The organism is Methylocystis heyeri, assembly GCF_004802635.2.
GTDB lineage: Bacteria > Pseudomonadota > Alphaproteobacteria > Rhizobiales > Beijerinckiaceae > Methylocystis > Methylocystis heyeri.
The window spans coordinates 1,113,136-1,135,374 of sequence record NZ_CP046052.1; the positions used below are offsets into that span (position 1 = coordinate 1,113,136).

The window sequence follows — 22,239 nt, forward strand, 5'->3', positions numbered from 1 at the left end:
CTCGCCTATAGCCGATCAACACGGGTCTGGCCCGCCATGAGTATCGGGCGGAACGCCTTCAGCACAGTCTTCAGAAATCTGTGCGAGAGTTTCGGTAGCGGCGAAGCCGGTGGCTCCAAAGAAAACGATCGCTCCAAAATGTCGTAATTATATTCGGAGACGATGATCCAGGCTTGTTTGAATTCGCTGAGGCCGATGCGCCGGATTTCGAGCGCTGGAACCTCCACTGCGAGCTGATCGGCGCGCGGGGTTGTCCGGGTAATTGCTAGCAAGGCGAGATGCGTCAAACCATCGCCGCCTCGACTGGCGATCGCCACGCAAATGGGACGGGCTCTTACGGCCCTCTTCCTCGCCGCGCTGGCTTTGCCGAAGCCACAGATAAGGATAAGCCGGGATGATATCGCCAGATTCGATCGAAGCGCGGCGCTGAATCATCCGGTGTATCCAAGACGCGGTCGATTTCCGCCAGGAATGGGCCAGCGATCTCTGGAGGCGTCTCACCTGCGCCGAAAGCCCGCTGCGGAGCGCCTGCTTTCCGCAGCCGCTCGAAATCCTCAATCGACATCATCACGAAGCGGTCTTTGCGATGTTCCGTGATGATGACGGGCTCGCGCGCGGCGACGGCCTTGATGTCGCCGATGTTCTTGTCGAGTTCGACCGTGGTGAAGCGGCGCATGGGAACCTCTTTAATATCCAGCATATCGGGTTATTTGGCGAGATGAAGCAGGTTTTTGGCCGACCATATTATGATGCCCGACTCGAGCTTGCGTTTTTGTCCTTGCCGTTTGCCGCGGCCGCGCGATAAGAACAAAGCATGGACGAGCTTTTAAACCAGATCGCCGTAAAAAAGGCTGCGCTCGATCGTTTGCGCCCGCTGTCGGGGCCGGCCCTGGCGCAGCTGCAAAAACACTATGACGTCGATCTGACCTACACGTCCAACGCGATCGAGGGCAACACCCTCACTCTACGCGAGACGGCCGAAGTCATCGAGCACGGGATTACTGTCGGCGGCAAATCGCTTCGCGATCACCTCGAGGCGGTCGATCATTATGATGCGCTGCTCTGGATGCGCGAGCTTGCGGCGGCGACCACGCCCGTCGATGAAAACGCCGTATGCGAATTGCATCGGCGCATCGTCGCTCGCAGCCAGCCTCAGATTGCAGGAATTTACAGCCGAAACCCGCGCCGGATTGCGGGCTCCCCAGTCGTTTTCCCGAACCCGGCCAAGATTCCCCAGCTCATGGAGGAGTTCGGCGCGTGGCTGACGACTGCGCCCGTGACGCCGGCGGCGGCCTTCGAGGCGCATTATCGCCTCACCGCCATTCATCCTTTCGCCGACGGCAACGGGCGCTCGGCGCGGCTTTTGATGAATCTTATTTTGATCCGCGGTGGCTACCCGCCGGTTGCGGTGCGGCCCGAAGATCGCAAGGCTTATCTCGATAGCCTTGAAAGCGCTTCGCTGGCGGACGATCCTGCTCCCTACCAGACTTTCATGCACCAGCGCCTGGACGCGACTTTGGCGGAGTATCTAAGCGTTTTGCGGGAAGCGCTTCCGCCGCCTATGCCCAACGCTGGGGGCGAATGAGTGAAGTATATAAGGCAAGCCGATGATCGATCCGTCCTTTGCGCAAACCATGGCGCGCTACAATCAGTGGCAGAACCAAAACCTTTTTTCCGCCGCGGACGCCTTGCCCGAGGAAGAGCGTCGCAAGGACCGTGGCGCCTTCTTCAAGTCGATCCACGCGACGCTCAATCACCTGCTATGGGCCGATCATATGTGGCTGAGCCGCTTCGCCGGGGGCCCGCAGCCCGAATGCAGCCTCGATGAATCGAGCGGCTTTCGCGCGGACTGGCAGGCGCTAAAGGACGACCGCACGCGATGCGATCTGCGGCTGATCGAATGGGCCGACAGTCTCGACACGGCGGCGCTAGGGAGCGAACTGTCCTGGTATTCGGGCCTGCTGCAAAGGACGATCACGAAGCCGAGGCGTCTCGCCGTGGTCCATATGTTCAATCACCAGACCCACCATCGAGGGCAGGTTCACGCCATGCTGACCGCGGCGGGCGCGCAGCCGCACGGGACGGATTTGATAATGATGCAGCCTGGCTAGCGCGGAGCGCTTGCTTTTATGCCTTAAGCTAGGCGAGCTTTTGAACAAGAATGAAATATACCGTCGTTCTCGCGCATGTTCGCGGCTTCTTGGCGTTGATGGCTCGGACAAGCGTGGCCATGAAGGTGCAGTCTCGCCGTCTTAAGGGCGAGCGCAATGGCCAACCCTTGATCGCCACCCTGCAGGCGTCGCCCTACCGTGATATCGACATCGAGCCGCGGCGCGATCCTATGCCCGTGCGCGGCGTAGAGCTGTGACCGGGTGGCTCCTCGACACCAATGTGCTATCGGAACGTAAGCGCAAAGCCGAGGCCGTTTAGGCGACGTAATTCCAGGGCATGAGAGCCTCGATGTCGCGGTTTGGCCAGCCGTTGGCGATGCGCTCGAGGGTTTGCTTGAGCCAGGCGAATGGATCGGCGCCGTTCATTTTCGCGGTGGTCAGCAGGGTCGCCAAAGTTGCCCACGTCCGGCCACCACCGTCGGAACCGGCGAAGAGCGCATTCTTTCTTGTAATGGTCTGGGGCCGGATCGCCCGCTCGACTACATTGGAGTCGATCTCGACGTGGCCGTCGGCGAGGAACAGTTCCAAGCTGGCTCGGCGCCCCAAAGCGTAGCGGATGTGTTCGGCGAGCTTGGATTTGCCCGAGATGAGCGCCAGCTCCCGTTCCCAGCGCGCAAACAATTCGGCGACGATCGGAGCCGAGGATTGGCGGCGCGCCGCCAACCTATCGTCCGGCATCAGATCGCGAACCTGGTCTTCCACCGACCAGAGATCCTTCATCCGCTCGACCGTAGCGGTGGCCAAGCTGGAGCTGCCGGCGACATGCAGTTCGTAAAATCTTCGGCGCAGATGCGCCCAGCAGCAGGCCAGGAGCAAAGCCTTCTCGCCGCGATCTGCCCCGGCCAGCCGCTGATAGGCGGCGTAGCCATCGACTTGCAGAATGCCGTAATACCCCTTCAGATGCCGCAAGGCGCAATCGCCGGAACGGCTGTCCTCGAAGCGGTAGGCGACCATCGGCGGATCGCCGCCGCCAAAGGGCCGATCGTCTCTCGCGTAGGCCCATAAATAGGCTTTCTTCGCCTTGCCGGCGCCGGGCTCCAGCGTCGGCAACGTCGTCTCGTCGGCAAAGACGCGCGGGCTCTGCTTGATCCGCCACAGCACATGGTCCGAAAGCGGCTCCAGTTCGAAGCCAAGCCGCCCCATCCATTGCGCCATCAGCGAACGATCAAGCTCGACCCCGTCGCGGGCGTAAATGCCTTCCTGCCTATAAAGCGGCAGGCCGTCGGCGTATTTGGAGACGGCGATCATCGCCAACAGGGCCTCGGTGGGAATGCCGCCCTCGATAATGCGCGCGGGAGCAGGCGCCTGGATGACGCCATCGACGTCGACGTCTTTGAAGGCGTATTTCGGGCGGCGGGTGACGATCACCCGGAAGCGCGGCGGCTCGACGTCCAAGCGTTCACAAACGTCCTCGCCGATCTTGATCTTCTCCTTGCCCAGATGTTCGGCGGGTACCTCGGGCTCGATCACCACCTCGACCCGTTCAAGATGAGAGGCGAACGCCTTACGCGGACGCGGCGCCCGCTTTTGTTTGGCCGAGCCGCCCGCTTTGTCCAGCCCCGCCTTGATTTCGGCGATGCCGGTCTGGATCTCCTCAAACACGAAGGCCTGCTGTTCGGCCGCGGCAGCCCCCAGCTTTTCCGAGCGCTTGCCGAAGCGGTTTCGCTCCAGCGCCTTGAGGATCGAAGTCAGCCGGGCGATGCGTTCGTCAGCTGCCGCATTGAGGACTTTGAGGTCGCGGATTTCGCTTTCGAGCGCCTCTGTGCGCGCCGCCTTTTCGGCCATGACGCGGACCAGCGCTTTCAGCGCGTCAACATCGTCAGGAAGCGGAAAATCGAGCATTTTCATTAGGATGATTAAAGCACAGATCCAGTGGAAACGCTCGTGTTTTCAACGTAATCATGCCGATTTTCCGACCGTTCAGCCGGCGCTGACCGGGCGTTTGAGGTCGACCGGACGCACCCGTTTCCAATCCAATCCGTCAACCAGCGCCATCAACTGGGCATGATTGAGTTGAACCTGGTTTGGCCCGATCCGCGGCCAGCAAAATTGCGATTCCTCCAATCGCTTCGAGAACAGGCACACGCCGGTCCCATCAAACCAAACGATCTTGATTCTATCGGCTCTCTTGGCCCGGAACACATAAAGCGCGCCGTTGAACGGGTCGGCGCCGACATCGCGCACCAGCGACAGCAAACCGTCCGGGCCTTTGCGAAAATCGACCGGTTGGCTGGCCAGATAGATTTTCACGCCCGACGCGATCATGCCGAGCGCACCGCGCGGATCACGCGACGCAGATCGGCTTCGCCAATGTCGGCGCTGACGCGGATCACTGTGGCGCCGACGGAGATTTCCACCGTTGGCGCAGACCTGCCCTCGACATCCGGCGGATTCGCGCAAGCGGTAGGCGAGGCCGTCACCGCACCTTCGCGCATCGCTTGCCGGCGCCAGCCAAAAAGCTGAGACGGCGAAATGCCCATCTCCCGCGCGGCCGCGGAAATATTCACGTCGGGATCCAGTGTCGCCGCAACAGCTCGTGCCTTGAACTCGTCAGACCACCGGCGACGGCGAGAAACCGGAGCGCCATCAAGACGATCAACCACGGCTTCGATCAGTTGGAAACTTCTATCACCAGGCATAGGCGCAGACATAGATGCTCACAGCAGTACAAATTGTGCTGCTATTGATAGCTGGGCCACCTATGCGCCGCCATCACGGGGCTGCCTTGGCGCTTACATCGGAACTGCGCCCGAAGGTCGTGATCCTCCGGCTCCTCTGCTCGCCGTGCAAGCTCATCGGCATTAGCGCACGCCGTCGACAAGCACCCCACTCGGGGCGCTAATTGGACTCGCGCAGGGCGTAAGCTGGCTCTATCTGCGCTGGTAATTCGACGAGGAGCGGTGCGATGCGGTCGCCGACCTGGGCTGGCTGGTGCCCTCGTCGAAACACTGCTGCGCAACCCGGCACCGAAAATGGTGGACTATGCCGACTTCGCTGCCAGCCGAGGACACCAAGCGCTAGATTTTATCCACTAGCAAGATATCAACGGACTCGCTAAAGCTTGAAAGTTAAGTGATATTGGGCTGGGGAGCTAAATTACGCATGATATCGAACACGCGTAGTAATACTGCATTCGGGAAATACCGTGCTGCCCACCAGCCGGATCAGCCAATGAATTCGGAGGCGCGCAGGTACGTTGGTGACGCCGATCAAATGAGGCCCGATGATGGGCTGATGTGTTGGGTGGACGGTACCATAGAAAGCCCCATAGCCGAGCCTGAGACTCCTGAAGAATTCGGGGATCGGCATCTCTGGGTAGTGACGACAGAGAATGTCCACTATGCTCCCGAAGCTTGCGATTTCGGCAAGTGTCGAGGCGCCGGTGCCACCAAACATAGCAATCTGACCGGTGGCGGCCGGGCTTTTGTCGGCGGGGAACTGGTATTCCTTGAAGCGGATACAATCGCGATCACAGGGTGTTCGGGCCGGTATCGGCTTCGGAGCGGTAAGGAGATGGCTGCGATTGAACGTGCTTTTGTGGAGTCCGGCTATAACGTATGGTCGATGGGCTATAACGAAGACACCAATCGTCCGCACCAGTTCGGGCTATCCGACCCCAAATGGATTTCGCTATGAGCGGTTTTTCTACGGCTGACTTGGACAAAGTGTTTGGTCCCGAGTCTTGTGGTGACACCCCTGAGAAGCGAGCCAGGTCATCACGGCGAGAGTTCGTACGGGGGCAAACGATGCTCGCGGAAGCCAGCGCCGAGGCGACGGGGCGTAGATTGGCGGCAGCAGAGGCGCTCGCCAATTATGGCTTTGAAAAACTTCTGGCCGCAGTCGAAGAGGGACAGGCCCCTTTAGTGCCGGGGCGCAGCGAGCCAGCACGGACTATACAGAGCCACCGTAATGCTCTCGGTTACACACCGGAGGAACTCGCGCGTCTTGCGAAGGTGGATGCTAATGACGTCGTCAAGGCTGAGACGCCTGGCCAAGTCTCTCCTATTCGAATATTGGAGCGACTTGCCCGCCCGCTGGCAATTGACGAAAGAATTTTGGGCTTCGCTACCCAAGGGGGTACCGAGGAGCTAGGTGTGCGCCTTCGAGAGCTTGCTGCTCCCCAAGGCAATGCGCGTCTTACTTCGACCACGGTGGCTGCGCTTGCGGAAAGTGCGTGGGTAATTGGGCGTCAGACGTCACTCCTATCTATGATCGGCGAGCGAAATACGAAGAGCTTGGAAACCTTTCAAGTCGATGATGATTACGAATACCCGACCTACGAACGTGGGTATAGGCTTGCTGCACAGGCGCGTCAGCTTTTGGGTCTGCCGCCGGAACCGCCAATAAAAAGCATGCGTAGTCTGGTCTCCAGCATGCTTAATATCCCACTTGTACAGACAACACTTAGCGAGAATCTCGCCGGCGCTACAATCGCAATTGGCGAGGTGCGCGGCATTGTCGTTAATATCCAAGGTCGTAATCGAAACGTTTGGGTACGTCGTATGACGCTTGCCCATGAGCTTGGCCATATGCTGTGGGATCCAGCAGAAAGGCTCAATCGTTTGACAGTCGATGGTTACAGCGATTTAACGGTCGATAAGTACAGTGATAACAGCGTTATCCGCCGTGATCCTGTGGAGATCCGAGCCAATGCTTTCGCGATTGCGTTTTTAGCGCCGCCCTCTGCCGTAGACAAAATGGTCGGTCACGCTGAGATTACCCCTTCAGCTGTATTCGAGGTTGCTCAGCACTTTGGCATCAGCGTAACCGCCGCTGCAGCACATATTGGAAATGTCAGAAGAGTAGAGGTAGTTCCTCCACGTGGCAGCAAATTCCCCGAGCCATCTGATGAGATGAGAGGGCAAGAAGATTTTACGATCGACTATTTCCCAATCAAGGGTATTCCACCAGCGTTAGTCGGCAAATTCGCTTCGATTGTTGCTCAAGCGTTTAGGGAGGGGTTAATATCGAGAGATACAGCCGCGACATTCCTTCAGACAACAGAAGACAACATAAGTCAAGATATTATGGAGAGCATAATTAACCTAACACGCCGTTAACGTCGTTTACATTCAGAGAAAAAGTTCGTGCGCTACTGCTGCTCAACAAATACCCCATTCGCCCCAAGAATGATGATCGTTTTTAGGTAACAGTCCACCTGTCCCCGGCTTTCATCTGGCGGCGATCGATTTCTCGGCGGTTGTGTTACACTGCCCCGCCGCGACCGACAACCGCCCCAGGATAAACCTGCGGCTCTCCAGCATCTCGGCAAACCTCGGCGAGAGCAAAAAGGCCAGTTCCTGCTCGCGGGTGACGGTCACCGGGTCTTGCGCGCGGAGATCCTCGTCGACATGGCCGGGGTGACACATGATGAGGTGCCGGCGCCCCGGCGCGCTCAGAAAGCCCGCGAATTGCCTGGCGTAGTCCTGCCCCGGGTTGAAATCGGAATAGCCGGCGAAGCCGTCATTGACGACAAAACCGCGCCGGCGCGCCATGCGGCGAAAGCCGCTTGAGAGCCCGCGCACGATCAGCGCCTTTTTCACCGGCCCGCCGCGCCAAAAAATGCGGTGCGGGGCGTCGCCGCTGTCGCGCAGCCAGCATTTGCCCTCCAGCTTGCGCTCGGCCAGGGCGTCGAAAAGCGCCTCCCTTATGCCCGGCAGCGCCTGCACATGCTGGTGCCCGTCGACGAAATCGGGCGGGCGGCCCATCACCGCCTCGAAGCGGTCGATCTGCCGGTCGATCTCGGCCCTGATCTCCTTGAGCGGCAGTTTCTTGCGCATCGCGCCGCGAACCACCTCGGAGATTTCCGGAAAGCGGCCGTTTGGCGCAAACAGCGGCATGACCGAGAGCGGGCCGCCGAGGGTGAGGTTGAAATGCAGGCCGATGTCGGCGTCGAAGCCGCCGCGCAGCAGCTCGGTCCCCATCGCGGGCCAGCGCGGCCCGTTGGTCAGGACCGAAACGGCCGAAAGTCGCCCGGCGCGCAGGGCTTCAAGAATGCCCGCGCTGACGCCATATGAAAGGCCGTAATCGTCCGCGCAAAGGGTTACGGTTCTGATTTTGGCCATCGCGCCGCCGAGCCTCTTCTGGCTGGAGTGTTTTCGAGCGAAGTGGATGCCGGTTCGCGTGAAGAAAACACGACCAAAGGAATCCCGGAGAATTTGCGGTTCAATCCGAACCGCAAATTCTCCGGCGGGCTCTGTTTGCGGCATGCCCGGTCCGAGGTCAATCGCCCCGTCAGAGCGGAAAATATCGGGCCCTGCGGCCTGCGAGTAAAAGGTGTATAATCCGCGTTGCGCCAGCCGGGCTCGCCGGCGCGGCGCCAGAAGGTTCTTCATTGGCTAAAAGGCAAAATATCGATTCCGAAGCGCGCCCGTTACCCTCGCGCGAGGACATTCTGGCTTTCCTTTCGCGCGAGAAGGAAGCCATGAGCAAATCCGGCCATGCCGGCAAGATCGGAAAGCGCGAGATCGCCCGCGCCTTCGGCATAAAGGGCGCCGACAAGATCGAGCTCAAGCGCCTGCTGGGCGAACTCGCCGCCGAAGGCGCGATCGAGAAACGTGGCCGGCGCGTGACGCGGCCCGGCGTGCTGCCGGCGGTCGCGCTGGTGGACATCATTGGGCGCGATCCCGACGGCGAGCTCATCGCCATGCCGGTGGAATGGGACGAGGACGAATTCGGCGCAGCGCCGAGAATTCTGATCCGCGCCCCACGCCGCGCGCGGGCCGGAGAACCCCTGCCCGGCGTCGGCGACCGCGCGTTGACGCGCACCGAGCCGGATGAGGACGCCGGTCCCAATGATCCGCCCTATCTCGGCCGGGTCGTAAAGCTGCTCGCCCGCGCGCGCCATCGTCTGATCGGCGTGCTGCGCCTCGACGAGACCGGCGCGGGGCGGCTGGAGCCGATCGACAAGAAACAGGCCGGCCGCGACCTCGTCATTGCCCAAGAGGACCGCGGCGAGGCCCGGGACGGCGACCTCGTCTCGGTCGATGTGCTCGGGCGGACGCGGCTCGGCGCCGGCAAGGCGCGGGTGCGCGAGAATCTCGGCTCCGTCAAAAGCGAAAAGGCGGTCAGCCTCATCGCGCTGCGCGCCCATGACATCCCCGACGTTTTCCGGGCGGAGGCGATCGAGGAAGCCGAGAAGGTCCGCGTCATCTCCCATAGCCCGCATCATGAGGATTGGCGCGACCTGCCGCTCGTGACCATCGATCCGCCCGACGCCAAGGATCACGACGACGCCGTCCACGCCGCGCCGGACCATGCGCCCGACAATGAGGGCGGCTATGTCGTGACCGTGGCCATCGCGGATGTCGCCTGGTATGTGCGGCCGCACTCCCCGCTCGATCGCGACGCGCTGGAGCGGGGCAATTCGGTTTATTTCCCGGATCGAGTCGTGCCCATGCTGCCCGAGCGCATCTCCAACGATCTCTGCTCGCTGCGCCCGCGCGAGACCCGGCCGGCGCTGGCGGTCAGGCTGCGCCTGAGCAAGGACGGACGAAAGCTCGATCACAGCTTCCATCGCGTGATGATGCGCTCGGCGGCGAAGCTCAGCTACGCCCAGGCGCAGGCGGCGATCGACGGCAAGCCGGACGACACCACCGGGCCTCTGCTGGAGCCCGCGCTGCGCCCGCTATGGGCCGCCTATGAGGCGAGCAAGCACGCCCGGCACAAGCGTTCGCCGCTCGATCTCGATCTGCCCGAGCGCAAGATCATCCTCAAGCCGGACGGCTCCTTCGATCGCGTCGTCATTCCGCAGCGGCTGGAGGCTCACCGGCTCATCGAAGAATTCATGATCCTCGCCAATGTCGCCGCCGCCGAGACGCTGGAAGAAAACCGTCAGAGGCTGATCTACCGCGCGCATGACGAGCCGAGCCGCGAAAAGCTTGCGGCGCTGTCGGAGTTCCTCGCCACCATCGGGGTGAAATTCGCCAAAGGGCAGACCGTGCGCGCGGCGAGTTTCAACGCCATCCTCGCCAAGGTGAAAGGCATGGAGCATGAGAATCTCGTCAATGAGATCATCCTGCGCACCCAGGCCCAGGCCGAATACACCCATGAGAATTACGGCCATTTCGGCCTGAACCTGAGGCGCTACGCCCATTTCACCTCGCCGATCCGCCGTTATGCCGATCTCGTGGTGCATCGCGCGCTGATCGCCGCGCTCAGGCTCGGCTCCGGCGCCATGCCCGATATAGCGGTCGGCGAACTCGCCGAGATCGCGGCGCGCATCTCGGCCGCGGAACGGCGCGCGATGGCGGCGGAGCGAGAGACGGTCGACCGGCTCGTCGCCGCCCATCTCGCCGATCAGATCGGCGCGGTTTTCCCGGCGCGCATTTCGGGCGTCACGCGTTCGGGGCTTTTCGTGCGGCTGCAGGAAACCGGCGCCGACGGCTTCGTTCCCGCGGCGACGCTCGGGCGCGACTACTTCTCCTATGACGAGGCCGCTCACTCGTTGACTTCGAAGCGCAGCGGCGAAAGCTATCGTCTTGCGGATCATATCGAGGTCAGACTGGTCGAGGCCGCGCCGGTCGCCGGCGCGCTGCGATTCGAGGTCGCCTCGAGCGCGCCGGGGCGAGGGAGGATCAACCACAGAACAGAGGGGCGCGCCACGAAACGGCCACGCCGCCGCTGATCATTTTGTCATCGTGACGCGGGCGCGTGCAGGCGAGATAAAAACATTGGCAAAGTCTTCCATCGGGCGGTCTGGCCGTTTCGTTCGCGCAAAAAATGCGCTAGGCGTCTTCGCGCCGGCCGAAGCTCATGTTTGAGGCCGGCCGCGAGCGCGCGAGCCCGGCTTTTCCGCAGATGCGGAGAATCAGGCTTTCCCGGCGAGGCGCTTGGCCCCGCGCCGAGGGGCAAGACGCCGGCGTATGAGCCCGCCGGCGGGAGGATAACTCGAAAGGCCTTGAAATGCCGTCTTATCTTGATTTGGCAGTAATCGCCGTGGTGCTCGTTTCGGCCATGCTCGCCCTGCTGCGCGGCTTCACCCGCGAGGTGCTGGCGATCGTGTCCTGGGTGGCCGCGGCGGCGGTCGCCTATTATTTCCATCCTCTGGCGCTGCCTTATATCCGACCCCATGTTCCCAAGGAGAATATCGCCCAGGGCCTTTCCATAGCGGCGGTGTTCCTGGTCGGCCTGATATTGGTGTCCATGATCACGGTGAAGATCTCGGACGTCATTCTCGATTCCAAGATCGGCGCGCTCGATCGGACGCTGGGTTTCATCTTTGGCGGCGTGCGCGGCTTTCTGCTGGCTGTCGTCGCTTTCGTCTTTTACGGCTGGCTCGCGCCCGACGCCAATCAGCCGGAATGGGTTCGCAACGCCCGCCTGAAGCCTATTCTCGAAGCCGGCGGCGAAAAACTTCGCGACCTCGTGCCGCAGGATATCGACGCCCTGATCGCCAATATAAAAACCAAGAAGTCCGCTCCTGCCAACAACGAGGAGCCGCCCGCCGAGAACGAGGCCGACAGCGGCAAGACGCCCGAACCGGCCGCTCCGGGCGCCGAAAAGCGGACCGAGGCGCCGGCCGCCAAGGACACATCCGCGCAAACCAATGCGCAGTCGGATCAGCAGCGTCTCGACGCGCTGCTTTCCGGAGGGAAGAACACGCGAAAGGCCCGGTGAGGCTGAAGTTTACGGGGTGAGTTCAGGCGGCCCGGCGCATCGCGACGGCGAAGCGACCGGACGGCCTTCAGGAATGGAGAGGATTGGAGAATGAACGGTTCGCCGTCGGACGCGTTGGAGCCCCTGGGCCACACTGGCGACCTCGATGAGGACAGGCTTCGCGAATATTGCGGCGTGTTCGGGATATTCGACCATCAGGACGCCGCCGTCTACACGGCGCTCGGCCTGCACTCGCTTCAGCATCGGGGACAGGAGGCCGCCGGCATCGTCTCCTTCGACGGCAAGAGGTTCCATGCCGAACGCCGCCTCGGTCTGGTCGGGGATCATTTCTCCAAGGAAAGCACGATCAAGCGCCTTCCCGGCTCCGCAGCGATCGGCCATGTCCGTTACGCCACCACCGGCGAAACCATCCTGCGCAACGTGCAGCCGCTGTTCGCCGAGCTGAACACCGGCGGCTTCGCGGTCGGGCACAACGGCAATCTGACCAATGCCCTGAGCTTGAGAAAAGAGCTGATCGAAGCCGGCGCCATCTTTCAGTCGACCTCCGACACCGAAGTCATCCTTCATCTCGTCGCGCGCAGCCGCAAGGAGAAGATGATCGACCGCTTCATCGAAGCGCTGCAGCGGATCGAAGGCGCCTACGCCCTGGTGGTGATGACCAACCACAAGCTGATCGGCGCCCGCGATCCTCTGGGAATCCGCCCGCTCGTGCTTGGCGAACTCGAAGGCAAATATATTTTGGCCTCGGAGACCTGCGCCCTGGACATTCTCGGCGCCCGTTTCGTGCGCGACGTCGAAAACGGCGAGATCGTGGTGATTTCGGACGAGGGGCTGCAGAGCATAAAGCCTTTCCCGAAACAGGCCATGCGGCCCTGCATCTTCGAATATATCTATTTCGCCCGCCCCGATTCGATCGTGCATGGCCGCCCGGTCTACGAAGTGCGCAAGGCCATGGGCGCGCAGCTGGCGCGAGAACGCAGAATCGAAGCCGATGTGGTCGTGCCGGTGCCGGATTCGGGAGTGCCTGCGGCGCTCGGCTATTCCCGGACGGCGGGAATACCTTTCGAGCTCGGCATCATCCGCAACCATTATGTCGGCCGCACCTTCATCCAGCCCACGCAGTCGGTGCGCGAAATCGGCGTACGCCTGAAACACAGCGCGAACCGCTCGGTGGTCGAAGGCAAGCGGGTCATATTGATCGACGATTCGATCGTGCGCGGCACCACTTCGGTCAAGATCGTGCAGATGATGCGCGACGCCGGCGCCACCGAGGTCCACTTCCTGATCTCCTCGCCGCCGATCACCAATCCCGATTATTACGGCATCGACACGCCGCAAAAGGAAAAACTGCTCGCCGCGACCCATAGTCTCGAAGAAATGCGCCAGTGGATCGGCAGCGATTCGCTCGCCTTTCTCTCGGTCGACGGCATTTACCGCGCGATGGGCGAGCCCGGCCGCAACAATCTGCAGCCGCAATTCACCGATCATTGCTTCACCGGCGACTATCCCACGCCCCTCACCGACCTGATGGCCGAGAACCGGGCGCAATTGTCGCTGTTGGCCGAGGCGAGTTGACGGAGGCGGTCCCAAGGCCGTCATCGCGAAGAGGCAGCGACGTGGCGATCCAGGCGGCTCTGGGTCGCTTTTCTGCTCACGGCTGGGCCTTCACGGATGAAGGGAAGAACCATGTAACTTGGGGCTCTCCATCCCTCCCCCCTGCGAGGAGGGTGGAGCGCGCAGCGCGACGGGTGGGGGCAATAAAGGCGCAAGTTGGGGGCGTAAATCACCCCACCCTGCCGCCAGCGCGCTTTCCGCTCGAACGGAAACGTTCGAGCGACAAGAAATCGCGCCAACTCAAAAAACTGGGCGCATTCTTATCGCAAAAGTCTGTCAACTTTTGCGGAATGCGCCCTGGCGACGACCCTCCCCCTCAAGGGGAGGGTTTGCACCCTTCGCCCAATCGCCCCGGCATGGGACTCTTATTGCCTGACGGCGGAGCAAAATGACCACATCGCAAAGAATCGCACTCGTCACCGGAGCGTCCCGCGGCATTGGGCGCGCCTTTGCCCTCGCCCTCGCGCGCCAGGGCGTTCATGTCGTGGCGCTGGCGCGAACCCAGGGCGCACTCGAAGAACTCGACGACGAAATCGGCGCCTTCGGCGGCCAGGCTACGCTGGTCCCTTGCGACCTCGCCGATCACGACGCGCTGGACAGGCTGGGCGGGGCCCTGTTCGAACGATATGGCCGGCTCGATATTCTGGTCGGAAACGGGGGCATCCTGGGCCCGCTCACGCCGCTCGCCCATGTTTCTCCAAAGGAATGGGACAAGGTCGTTTCGGTCAATGTCACCGCCAACTGGCGGCTCATCCGCGCTTTCGATCCGCTTCTGCGCGCCTCGGAGCATGGCCGCGTGGTTTTCATCACTTCCGGGGCCGCGCATCGGGCTGAGATGAAACCCTATTGGGGGCCCTATGCGATCTCCAAAGCCGCGCTGGAAGCGATGGCCCGCACCTATGCCGCGGAAGCGCGAACCACCCCTTCCCTCACCGTAATGCTCGCCAATCCGGGGCCGCTGCGCACGCGGATGCGCGCTCTGGCCATGCCGGGGGAAGACCCGTCTTCGGTGAGGCCGCCGGAGGAATTTGCCGAGAAGCTCCTGCCGCTGTGCGCGCCGGAGTGGCGCGAAAGCGGCAAGCTCTATGATTTCCCCAGCGATCGCCTGCTGGAGTTTTGCGGCCCGGCTTAAGGCCGGGCGTAATCAGGCCGTCGTTCACCCCTTGGCGTGGCGCAGCTTGCGGCGCTTGACCGGATGCGTGAACGTCGGCTCCGGCGCATAGGGCACATAAGCCAGGGTCAGGCTTTCGACGCCGGCGGTGAAGCCGAGTCCGGTTCCCGCCTCGATCTCGATCGGTTGCAGCGAAAACGTGTTGCTGGAGCCGCCGACGAGCAGCGCGCCCCCTCCGCCGACGCCTATTTTGGCCGTCGCGCTCGGACCGGCATAGGCGCCCGCCAAGGCGCCGGGCCCGATGCTTGTGGCCGCCGCCACGCCCCAGGCGACTTCCCCTGGCCCGTTCACGGTCACATTGGCGCCGACCTTGGTCAGCTTGCCGATATAGTGCGCCGGAGGAAGGCCGTCATTGTCCTGGTAGAGGCAGTCGATGTCCTGGTTTTCGACGAGAATCGAGACATTGTTCCCCGAAAGCCGGCATTGCAGCACGCCGGTCCGCCCGCCGGCGGAAGCAGCCGCGGGCGCCAAAGCCGCGACCAGCAAGGCCCCGCGCAGAAATTGTCCTGCGATCGCCAAATCAACACGCATGTCGGCCTTTCCCACTTTTGCACAGTCCCGGCTGTTTCTCCCAAAAACTATGATGGCTCAAATCCCCGGCAAGGCGCAGCTTTAAAAATCGAGGGAGCGCAAAGCGGCGGTTTTCGAGCCTTCGTGCGGGTTTCTTGATCGCTCCGTGAAAATCGGGCAAAAAGCTGCCTGCCGCGCCCCTTCCGGCCGGTCGAGAAGATTTCCATACGAAAGATCGCCATGTCGGAAACATTGCGCGTCGGCATCGCCGGGGTCGGCACGGTCGGCGCAGCGGTTGCGCGCCTGCTCGCAAGACAAAGCGAAGCTCTGGCTTCGCGCACGGGTCGAAAAATCATCGTGACGGCCTTTTCGGCGCGCGACCCGGGCAAGGAGCGCGACGCCGACCTCAGCGGCTGTCAGTTTTTCACCGATCCGTCCGCGCTCGCCGCCTCGCCGGCGATCGACCTTTTCGTCGAGCTGATCGGCGGCGCGGAGGGGCCTGCGCGCGCCAGCGTCGAAACCGCCCTGACGCATGGAAAATCGGTCGTCACCGCCAATAAGGCGCTGCTCGCCGCCCATGGCGTGGAGCTTGCGGCCCTGGCCGAGCAAAAACATGCCGCGCTGGCCTTCGAGGCTTCGGTCGCCGGCGGCATACCCATCGTCAAAACCCTTCGCGAGGGACTGGCGGGGAACTCCATCCGCCGCGTCTACGGCATCCTCAACGGCACCTGCAATTACATCCTCTCCCGCATGGAGCGGGAAGGACTCTCGTTCGAACAATGCCTCTCCGAGGCCCAGAAGCTCGGCTACGCCGAGGCGGACCCGACCTTCGACATCGGCGGCTTCGACACGGCGCACAAGCTCTCCATTCTCGCCTCGCTGGCCTTCGGCGTGAAAATCGAGCCCGACGCCATAGACATAGAAGGCATCGAGCGGGTGACTCTCGCCGACATCGAGGCGGCGGCGGAGCTCGGCTTCCGCATCAAGCTGCTGGGCGTCGCCCAGCGCACCGCCGACGGCGTGGAGCAGCGGGTCCATCCGACCATGGTGCGCAAATCCACTCCGATCGCCGAGGTCATGGGCGTGCTGAACGCCGTGACGATCGACGCCGACGCCGTGAACGAACTGACGCTGGTGGGACCGGGCGCCGGCGGCGACGCCACCGCTTCGGCCGTCGTGGCCGACATCGCCGACATTGCGCGCGGCGTGAGATCGGCCCCCTTCGGCGTGCCGGCGGAGGGGCTTTTGGAGCTGGTGCGCGCACCGATGCGCCGCCACGAAGGCGGCTATTACATCCGCCTCTCCGTACCCGACGTTCCGGGCGCCTTCGCCGGGATCGCGACGCGAATGGCCGAACGCGGCATTTCGCTGGAGAGCATCATGCAGCATGGCGGAAAGCGCGGCGCCGGCCGGGAGGATGGCGCACCCGTCGGGGTCATCCTCATCACTCACGCGACCAGCGAGCATCTGGTGAGAGAGGCGCTCGAAGCCATCCATCGTGACGGCGCCGTCAAGACCCCGGCGCAGGTCATCCGCATCGAGCGGGAATAGCGGCCGATGGGTTTGGTCGGGTCCCTTTGAGGGGGAAGTAGGGCGGCTCCGCCATAGAACGGTTCCGCCCGTCGCCCTATCGGCCTGAATCGGCAGGGAGAACGCCTTGATTCAAAAAGCCTTCGCCGAAGACCAGTCGATTGAGCGGTTCCTTGCGCTGGCGCTGGCCCGCGTCACTGAACGAGGCGCGGTGGCGGCGGCGCGGCTGCGCGGGCGCGGAGACGAAATGGCTGCAGACCGGGCGGCCGCCCGTGCGATGAGAGCCGAGCTCGATCGCCTGCCGATACAGGCGACGGTGGTGATCGGAGAGAACGACCACGGCTCCCTGCCCTCCTCGCTCGGCCCCGGCGAGACCGTCGGCGCCGGCGGCGGCGCGCGGCTTGACCTCGCAGTAGCCGCTCTCGAAGGCTCGACCCTCTGCGCGAAAGACATGCCGGGGGCGATTTCAGTGATCGCTATGGCGAAGGAAGGTTCGTTTCTGCGGGTCCCCGATGTCTACATGGACAAGATCGCCATCGGGCCCGGCTATCCTCCCGGGCTCGTCGATCTCGACCGCGAGCCCAGCCAGAACATAGAAGCTCTCGCGCGGGAAAAGAACGTCGCCAGCAGCGAAATCACCGTCTGCGTCCTCGATCGCCCGCGTCATGCGGATCTGATCGCCAAATGCCGGGAGGCGGGAGCGAGCGTCAGGCTGATTTCCGACGGCGACGTCGCCGGAGCGATTTTCACCGCCCAGCCGCAGAAGACCGGCGTCGATATTTATCTCGGCCGCGGCGGCGCCCGTGAGGGCGTGCTGGCGGCAGGCGCCCTGCGCTGCGTCGGCGGCCAGATGCAGGGGCGTCTCGTGATCGACAACAGCGAAAAGCTCGCCAGCGCCGCCAGAATAGGAATCGAGGACCCGTTCCGCAAATATGACATGGCGGAGCTCGCCAGCGGCGACGTGATTCTCTGCGCCACCGGCGTGACCGAAGGACCGTTGCTGGACGGGGTGGTTTTCGAGAAGGCGACGATCTCCACCGAGACCGTCGTCTATCATTCCTTCACCGGCACGGTGCGGCGCATCCGCGCCGAGCACCGCGCCGACCGGCTTCAGGATTGAGCGGCCCGGCCTATCGCCACAGGCCGTAATCATCCCATTTGGATTCAGGAATGAGCTCTCCGATACTGTAATCGAACGCAATCACCTTCATGTGGTCTTCGGTGGCTCGACACGTGAACGAAAACCGGCGCCATTTGCGCCCGCTCCTGAAAGCGGCGCCGTCCGCCTTCAATATGTTCCCGAGATGATTTGGAGGCGTGATTACGTCGCTTTTCGCCCGATCGGGATGAAATTCAGCGGACTCTTTTCCGATCCGCTCCATCGCCGCGAGATCGCAGACTTGTTCGAGCCGCATGTTCGGATCGAGGCGAAGAAGTCCCTTGGCCGTCCTTGCATCAAAAGCGAAAGCCGATGTGAAGAAAGCGTGAGCGACGGCGACTGCGGCGGGGAAAGCAATTTTAAGTCTCATAGCCTCGACGTTTTTTCGATATGCGCAAGGGCCGGAATCGATCTCATCATCCGCCGCCCCATCGCTGTCCGCCTTTGCGCAGAGAACGTGGCGCCCATGTGGCGTCTCTCATGCGCCTTTGCGGCGCATCGCGAGCGCCGACGGCTCTCGCCCAGGGAAGATCTTCCTCGTCATAATCGTGGCTGTGCATCTTTTCGGCCTCCCGCGAAAAGCGGCGTCCGCGGGGCCGCTGTCAGCGGCCGACGCTCCTCGCGGCGTCGGCGCGCGCTTTTACTGCCGCCCGGACTCCAGCTGCGTCTTGGCGTCGGCGGGCTTGCGGGGCGGAGGCGTGAGATCGGGAGCGGGCTGCGTGGCGCAGGCTCCCAAGGCGAGAAGCAACAGCAACGCGATCGGGCTGAACAGTTTCATATGGCCTCCTGAAAAACGCGTCACGAAAGGCTCGTTTCGTTTTCGCACGGCTTCGTTTTAGCGCGCTTCCCGATCCGACGGAATCGCAAAGGCGCGCCATCGGCGGCTCAGAAACAGTTCAGACATTTGATTCTTCAAGGATCAGCGCGCCGGTTCGAAGCCCAGCTTCTGCCTCAGTTCGGCGCGCGCCGCCGCGAGTTCGCTCCGATATTGAGCGCTGAGCGACATCTGCGCATGGAGCGCATAGGCGGCGAGTTTGCTCGCCTCCAGATCGCTCGCGTAATGCACCCCGCAGATCAAGCGATTGTGGGCGTAATCGCTTGCGCGGGCCAGCAATTGCTCGCGTTTTTCGGGAACCATGTCGACGAGGGTCAGCGCGAACAGGTAGCCGGAGGTCGCGTGGCCGCTCGGATAGGCGTCCGCCTTGTCTTTGGTCTTGCAGACGGGATGAAGCGTCTTGTCGAAATTATACGGCCTCACCCGATGAAAGGCGGCTTTGGCCAGGGCCGTGTCCAGCCCTTCGTCGTTCTTGACCCGCACGCCGAGCGCCGCGGTCAAGGGCAGATTCTCCATCGTGAACGAATCGCCGAGCACGGATTTGAACGCGAAGATGTTTTCGTTTTCCTCGTCGAAACGGGCGCTCGCGATCTCAGCCTCCGTGCGCGCGCCTTCCAAACGATGCAGTTCGGCCAGTTCCGCCTTGGTGGCGTCCGCCCCGTCCGCCGGCGGATCGGGAAGCATAGCCGCTAGGCCGAGCTGGTCGGGGGAAACGAAATTGGCCTCCCGCGCTTGCGCCGGCGCCCCGCAGAACAGGACGAGGCTGGTCAGTGCCGAGAAAAAGACTTCAAAGGCTCGCATAGGCAGACGCTCCAGTGGCTGAATTTGCCTGTCAGCGACCAGAATTATGTGTCGTACGCATAACAGCGACCAAACTGTGGCAATTTTGCCATAGTTTTTCCAAAACTATGGCCGCCGGCTCCCGCTGTAAATAAACTGTTAAATTAGGCCCTTACGCCCCCGCTAAAGCAACGCTCGCGCCCTGCCTGGGTCGCTTTCGGGGATAAACAACCATGCATAAAACTTGGATCGGCGGGCCTTCGCTCGCCGCGATGAGCCTAGTCGTCTCGGCTGCGGCTATGCTGCCGACCTTCGATCAGGCCTTCGCCCAGGCCGACATCGGCGAAGTCAAAGTCGTCGCCCGTCAAGCCAAGCCGAAGGCGAAACCGAAGCCGGCTCCCCATGTCGTCCACCATGCGGAGCCCCACCCGGTCGTCGTCGCGCATTCGGCCCCGGTGCGCTCGCACGCGCCGGCCCGGGTCGTATCGCAGCGCCCGACGGCGCCGAGCCCCGTCGTGGCAGCGGGCGCCGGAGCCGGCCTGCCGATCTCTTCGGACGCCGCCATCGGCACGAATGCGCCGCCCGGCAGCGCGCCGGCGCTCTCGCCCTCGCAGGCGCCTCTCAATTCCTTCGAGCCGGCCTCCGTCGTCTCGGACAAGATCCTGCGCGACGTCGTCGTTCCCAGCGGCGACTACAACGAAGCCGTGAAATATACGCCGGGCTTCTACTCCAACAATCCCAACGGCCCGCTCGGCGACGCCAAGGGCGGCTGGCGCGGCTTTCAGGACGGTCAGTACAACATCACCTTCGACGGCATTCCGTTCGGAGACCTGAACGACCCGACGCACCATTCGGCCGCGTATTTTCCGGCGCAGTTCCTCGGCAAGGTCACGCTGGACCGCGGCCCGGGCGCGGCGTCTCAGGTCGGCTACGCCACCTTCGGCGGCACGCTGGCGCTCCAGTCCCTGGAGTTGAAGGATCATTTCGGCGGGAGCCTCGAGTCCTACTACGGCAATTTCAGCACGCTCGTCAGCGCGGCTACGCTGCAATCGGGCCTCGACGAGGCGACCGGCGTGCGCGCCCTCATGCAGTATTACCACGCCGAAACCGCCGGCGCGCTGCAATACAACAGCGTCGAAACCAACCAGTGGCTGCTGAAGGCCGACCGCCAGTTCGGCGATATCAACATAACGGGCTTCGCCAATTACGGCCGCGAACATTACGACGGCGGCAATACGCCCGGCGTGCAGCAGTATTTCCTGGGCGGCCCAACCTATGCGGCGCTCGGGCCAAACCCGTTCACGGCGCAATATGTCGGTTACAACAACTCCGAAAAACAGACCGACATGGAGTATATCACTGCGAAAGCCGAATATTTCGGCATTCGCTTCAAGGACACCGCCTACACCTACGCCTATTGGTATCCGTCGCTGCAGAACAACCCGGCCAACACGGCGACGGAAGGCCTGTCATATCTGATCGGCGGCGCCGACACTATAACCAGCGTCAAGATCCCGCTTCTTCTGGGCGGATCGACGAAGCAGGGCTTCAACGTCCCCGTCGGCGACATCACCGGCTACGTCAAGAACAACGATTATCGCGTCTGGGGCAATATATTCGACGCGACGCGCGACATCGAGGCGGGCTACGCCAGCGGCACGCTGCGCACAGGCGTATGGTGGGAGCGCGGCGACAACTGGCGCCTGCAGGAATATATCAACTATACGACGGGCGTAACCTACCCCTACTACGCCACTTCGCTGCTCGGCGCCTATCAGGGCGCCTATAAGATCGATCTCGGTTCGCACACCCAGAACGTGCAGCCGTTCATCGAATATGAATGGCGGCCGATCGAAAATCTGAGCATCACGCCCGGTTATAAATTCGAAGCCTTCACGCGCAATCAGACGGCGCGCATCAACCAGACCACCATCTCGCCTCAATATTACGAGAACACCTATCGCGCGGGCATGCCGTTCTTTGCGGCGCGCTACAAGATCACGCCTGAAGTCACCGTCTACGGGCAGGCTTCGCGCGGCTTCCTCGCGCCGACAGTATCGGCCTACTACGTGTTCAACCCCGGCATGGACAACATCCAGCCGCAGACCACGACCAATTATCAGCTCGGCGCCGTCTACAAGTCCGGGGACTTCACCGGCGACATCGACGTCTATCAGATTACGGCCAACAACTTCCCGGTCACCTATACCGACACCACGGGCCTGACCACCTACCAGAACGGCGGCTCGGCGCGTTATCGCGGCATTGAAGCCGAGGGCACCTACAAGATCATCCAGGGGCTCGCCTTCTACGCCAGCGGCGCCTACGGCAACGCGCGCTTCCTGAACGGCCAGTTCGCCGGGCTCGAGGTCGGCGGCGCGCCGCGTTACACGGCCGCCACCGGCTTCATCTACGACAATGGCGACATCTTCGGCTCGATCATGCACAAGGTCACCGGCGACCTCTACGGCACCTCCGGAAACGAAGCCTATTGGTGGGGCAATCTCGGGACGATCGCTCTGACCAACCCGGCGGTGAACCATATCCCCGCCTATCACACCACCGATCTCGTCCTCGGCTACCGCACCGATTATTTCTCGCAGGTCGGCTTCCACAACAAGGTCGAGTTCAAATTCGGCGTGACCAACCTGTTCGACAACCACGGTCTGACCGACATCGGCGGAAGTCCGGTCGGCTATCTGAACCCGTCGATCGGCGGCAACAACAAGTTCACGTCGGGCGCGCCCTTCACCTACACCTCCCAGGCCGGCCGTTACATCTACGGCGGCGTCAAGGTCAGCTTCTGACCTCGGTCTCCCGCCGCCGGCCCGCTCGCGTGGGCCGGCGCGGT

The 22,239-nt window shown here is 62.5% G+C and carries 23 protein-coding genes; 12 read left to right on the forward strand and 11 right to left on the reverse strand.

The features are described 5' to 3' along the window. Positions 1-5: 5 nt before the first annotated feature. A complete protein-coding gene (locus H2LOC_RS21475; RefSeq protein WP_202620523.1) occupies positions 6-287 on the reverse strand; it encodes a hypothetical protein in 282 nt (93 codons plus the stop codon). Positions 288-334: 47 nt separating this feature from the next. Beyond that, positions 335-676, reverse strand: a complete 342-nt coding sequence (locus tag H2LOC_RS04945; protein ID WP_154331575.1) for a type II toxin-antitoxin system prevent-host-death family antitoxin — start codon at positions 674-676, stop codon at positions 335-337. Positions 677-814: 138 nt separating this feature from the next. Here H2LOC_RS04945 and H2LOC_RS04950 point away from each other — a divergent pair, with 138 nt between their 5' ends. The 3 genes from H2LOC_RS04950 to H2LOC_RS04960 are packed head-to-tail and all read left to right on the forward strand — an operon-like array spanning position 815 to position 2,368. After that, positions 815-1,585: a Fic family protein gene (locus tag H2LOC_RS04950; RefSeq protein ID WP_154331576.1), complete on the forward strand. Its 771-nt coding sequence runs from the start codon at positions 815-817 to the stop codon at positions 1,583-1,585. 22 nt (positions 1,586-1,607) lie between these two features. Continuing rightward, positions 1,608-2,111: a DinB family protein gene (locus tag H2LOC_RS04955; protein ID WP_154331577.1), complete on the forward strand. Its 504-nt coding sequence runs from the start codon at positions 1,608-1,610 to the stop codon at positions 2,109-2,111. A gap of 50 nt (positions 2,112-2,161) precedes the next feature. Beyond that, entirely contained in the window at positions 2,162-2,368 is a 207-nt protein-coding gene (locus H2LOC_RS04960) for a hypothetical protein (RefSeq protein WP_136495375.1), read from the forward strand. A gap of 58 nt (positions 2,369-2,426) precedes the next feature. Here the strand turns inward: H2LOC_RS04960 and tnpC are convergent, their stop codons facing one another. From tnpC to H2LOC_RS04975, 3 genes are all read right to left on the reverse strand, one after another. After that, positions 2,427-4,013 (reverse strand): IS66 family transposase, encoded by a 1,587-nt coding sequence (gene tnpC, locus H2LOC_RS04965; protein ID WP_246206786.1) that lies wholly within the window; start codon positions 4,011-4,013, stop codon positions 2,427-2,429. A gap of 78 nt (positions 4,014-4,091) precedes the next feature. Then, positions 4,092-4,436 (reverse strand): IS66 family insertion sequence element accessory protein TnpB, encoded by a 345-nt coding sequence (gene tnpB / locus H2LOC_RS04970; RefSeq protein ID WP_136495377.1) that lies wholly within the window; start codon positions 4,434-4,436, stop codon positions 4,092-4,094. After that, complete coding sequence (locus H2LOC_RS04975) at positions 4,433-4,822, reverse strand: transposase (RefSeq protein ID WP_136495378.1); 390 nt, start codon at positions 4,820-4,822, stop codon at positions 4,433-4,435. The genes tnpB and H2LOC_RS04975 overlap by 4 nt, the downstream gene beginning before the upstream one ends. Before the next feature lie 520 nt (positions 4,823-5,342). Between H2LOC_RS04975 and H2LOC_RS04980 the strand changes: the two genes are divergently transcribed. After that, on the forward strand, positions 5,343-5,807 hold the full coding sequence (locus H2LOC_RS04980; RefSeq protein ID WP_136495379.1) for a hypothetical protein: 465 nt from the start codon (positions 5,343-5,345) through the stop codon (positions 5,805-5,807). A 149-nt stretch (positions 5,808-5,956) separates the two neighbouring features. Next, positions 5,957-7,231 (forward strand): ImmA/IrrE family metallo-endopeptidase, encoded by a 1,275-nt coding sequence (locus tag H2LOC_RS04985; protein ID WP_162009697.1) that lies wholly within the window; start codon positions 5,957-5,959, stop codon positions 7,229-7,231. A 111-nt stretch (positions 7,232-7,342) separates the two neighbouring features. Here the strand turns inward: H2LOC_RS04985 and H2LOC_RS04990 are convergent, their stop codons facing one another. After that, positions 7,343-8,236, reverse strand: coding sequence for a ChbG/HpnK family deacetylase (locus tag H2LOC_RS04990; RefSeq protein ID WP_136495381.1), 894 nt, complete (start codon positions 8,234-8,236; stop codon positions 7,343-7,345). A 269-nt stretch (positions 8,237-8,505) separates the two neighbouring features. Between H2LOC_RS04990 and rnr the strand changes: the two genes are divergently transcribed. From rnr to H2LOC_RS05010, 4 genes are all read left to right on the forward strand, one after another. After that, positions 8,506-10,797 carry a ribonuclease R gene (rnr, locus tag H2LOC_RS04995; protein ID WP_425487319.1) on the forward strand — a complete coding sequence of 764 codons (2,292 nt, stop codon included), beginning with the start codon at positions 8,506-8,508 and terminating at the stop codon, positions 10,795-10,797. A gap of 278 nt (positions 10,798-11,075) precedes the next feature. Further along, the gene (locus H2LOC_RS05000; RefSeq protein WP_136495382.1) at positions 11,076-11,789 is read left to right on the forward strand and encodes a CvpA family protein; all 714 of its coding nucleotides are present in this window, start codon (positions 11,076-11,078) and stop codon (positions 11,787-11,789) included. A gap of 174 nt (positions 11,790-11,963) precedes the next feature. Then, positions 11,964-13,364 (forward strand): amidophosphoribosyltransferase, encoded by a 1,401-nt coding sequence (purF, locus tag H2LOC_RS05005; RefSeq protein WP_425487320.1) that lies wholly within the window; start codon positions 11,964-11,966, stop codon positions 13,362-13,364. Positions 13,365-13,791: 427 nt separating this feature from the next. Beyond that, the gene (locus H2LOC_RS05010) at positions 13,792-14,535 is read left to right on the forward strand and encodes an SDR family NAD(P)-dependent oxidoreductase (protein WP_136495384.1); all 744 of its coding nucleotides are present in this window, start codon (positions 13,792-13,794) and stop codon (positions 14,533-14,535) included. Positions 14,536-14,559: 24 nt separating this feature from the next. On the opposite strand, the gene H2LOC_RS05015 is transcribed toward H2LOC_RS05010, so the two are convergent. Then, a complete protein-coding gene (locus H2LOC_RS05015; protein WP_136495385.1) occupies positions 14,560-15,105 on the reverse strand; it encodes a DUF992 domain-containing protein in 546 nt (181 codons plus the stop codon). 219 nt (positions 15,106-15,324) lie between these two features. Between H2LOC_RS05015 and H2LOC_RS05020 the strand changes: the two genes are divergently transcribed. Then, entirely contained in the window at positions 15,325-16,635 is a 1,311-nt protein-coding gene (locus tag H2LOC_RS05020) for a homoserine dehydrogenase (protein WP_136495386.1), read from the forward strand. 106 nt (positions 16,636-16,741) lie between these two features. Beyond that, on the forward strand, positions 16,742-17,734 hold the full coding sequence (locus H2LOC_RS05025) for a fructose-bisphosphatase class II family protein (protein ID WP_136495387.1): 993 nt from the start codon (positions 16,742-16,744) through the stop codon (positions 17,732-17,734). A 10-nt stretch (positions 17,735-17,744) separates the two neighbouring features. Here the strand turns inward: H2LOC_RS05025 and H2LOC_RS05030 are convergent, their stop codons facing one another. The 4 genes from H2LOC_RS05030 to H2LOC_RS05040 all read right to left on the reverse strand — a co-directional run bounded on the left by H2LOC_RS05030 (position 17,745) and on the right by H2LOC_RS05040 (position 19,409). Further along, a complete protein-coding gene (locus H2LOC_RS05030; RefSeq protein WP_136495388.1) occupies positions 17,745-18,143 on the reverse strand; it encodes a DUF930 domain-containing protein in 399 nt (132 codons plus the stop codon). Between the two features lie 46 nt (positions 18,144-18,189). Continuing rightward, positions 18,190-18,333 (reverse strand): hypothetical protein, encoded by a 144-nt coding sequence (locus tag H2LOC_RS21640; RefSeq protein WP_154331578.1) that lies wholly within the window; start codon positions 18,331-18,333, stop codon positions 18,190-18,192. Positions 18,334-18,413: 80 nt separating this feature from the next. Next, on the reverse strand, positions 18,414-18,551 hold the full coding sequence (locus H2LOC_RS21480) for a hypothetical protein (RefSeq protein WP_202620524.1): 138 nt from the start codon (positions 18,549-18,551) through the stop codon (positions 18,414-18,416). Positions 18,552-18,692: 141 nt separating this feature from the next. Next, positions 18,693-19,409: a phosphatase PAP2 family protein gene (locus H2LOC_RS05040; RefSeq protein ID WP_136495389.1), complete on the reverse strand. Its 717-nt coding sequence runs from the start codon at positions 19,407-19,409 to the stop codon at positions 18,693-18,695. Between the two features lie 212 nt (positions 19,410-19,621). Here H2LOC_RS05040 and H2LOC_RS05045 point away from each other — a divergent pair, with 212 nt between their 5' ends. Further along, positions 19,622-22,195 (forward strand): TonB-dependent receptor, encoded by a 2,574-nt coding sequence (locus H2LOC_RS05045; protein ID WP_136495390.1) that lies wholly within the window; start codon positions 19,622-19,624, stop codon positions 22,193-22,195. Positions 22,196-22,239: the final 44 nt, after the last annotated feature.

Coding starts and splice junctions, on each gene's coding strand:
- H2LOC_RS04960 (WP_136495375.1), top strand. CDS start 2,162: ATGAAATATACCGTCGTTCTCGCGCATGTTCGCGGCTTCTTGGCGTTG.
- H2LOC_RS21640 (WP_154331578.1), bottom strand. CDS start 18,333: ATGCACAGCCACGATTATGACGAGGAAGATCTTCCCTGGGCGAGAGCC.
- H2LOC_RS04950 (WP_154331576.1), top strand. CDS start 815: ATGGACGAGCTTTTAAACCAGATCGCCGTAAAAAAGGCTGCGCTCGAT.
- H2LOC_RS05040 (WP_136495389.1), bottom strand. CDS start 19,409: ATGCGAGCCTTTGAAGTCTTTTTCTCGGCACTGACCAGCCTCGTCCTG.
- H2LOC_RS21480 (WP_202620524.1), bottom strand. CDS start 18,551: ATGAAACTGTTCAGCCCGATCGCGTTGCTGTTGCTTCTCGCCTTGGGA.
- H2LOC_RS05020 (WP_136495386.1), top strand. CDS start 15,325: ATGTCGGAAACATTGCGCGTCGGCATCGCCGGGGTCGGCACGGTCGGC.
- H2LOC_RS05045 (WP_136495390.1), top strand. CDS start 19,622: ATGCATAAAACTTGGATCGGCGGGCCTTCGCTCGCCGCGATGAGCCTA.
- H2LOC_RS05010 (WP_136495384.1), top strand. CDS start 13,792: ATGACCACATCGCAAAGAATCGCACTCGTCACCGGAGCGTCCCGCGGC.
- tnpC (WP_246206786.1), bottom strand. CDS start 4,013: ATGCTCGATTTTCCGCTTCCTGACGATGTTGACGCGCTGAAAGCGCTG.
- H2LOC_RS04980 (WP_136495379.1), top strand. CDS start 5,343: ATGAATTCGGAGGCGCGCAGGTACGTTGGTGACGCCGATCAAATGAGG.
- H2LOC_RS04990 (WP_136495381.1), bottom strand. CDS start 8,236: ATGGCCAAAATCAGAACCGTAACCCTTTGCGCGGACGATTACGGCCTT.
- H2LOC_RS04975 (WP_136495378.1), bottom strand. CDS start 4,822: ATGTCTGCGCCTATGCCTGGTGATAGAAGTTTCCAACTGATCGAAGCC.
- H2LOC_RS04955 (WP_154331577.1), top strand. CDS start 1,608: ATGATCGATCCGTCCTTTGCGCAAACCATGGCGCGCTACAATCAGTGG.
- H2LOC_RS04945 (WP_154331575.1), bottom strand. CDS start 676: ATGCGCCGCTTCACCACGGTCGAACTCGACAAGAACATCGGCGACATC.
- H2LOC_RS05030 (WP_136495388.1), bottom strand. CDS start 18,143: ATGAGACTTAAAATTGCTTTCCCCGCCGCAGTCGCCGTCGCTCACGCT.
- H2LOC_RS05000 (WP_136495382.1), top strand. CDS start 11,076: ATGCCGTCTTATCTTGATTTGGCAGTAATCGCCGTGGTGCTCGTTTCG.
- H2LOC_RS05015 (WP_136495385.1), bottom strand. CDS start 15,105: ATGCGTGTTGATTTGGCGATCGCAGGACAATTTCTGCGCGGGGCCTTG.
- tnpB (WP_136495377.1), bottom strand. CDS start 4,436: ATGATCGCGTCGGGCGTGAAAATCTATCTGGCCAGCCAACCGGTCGAT.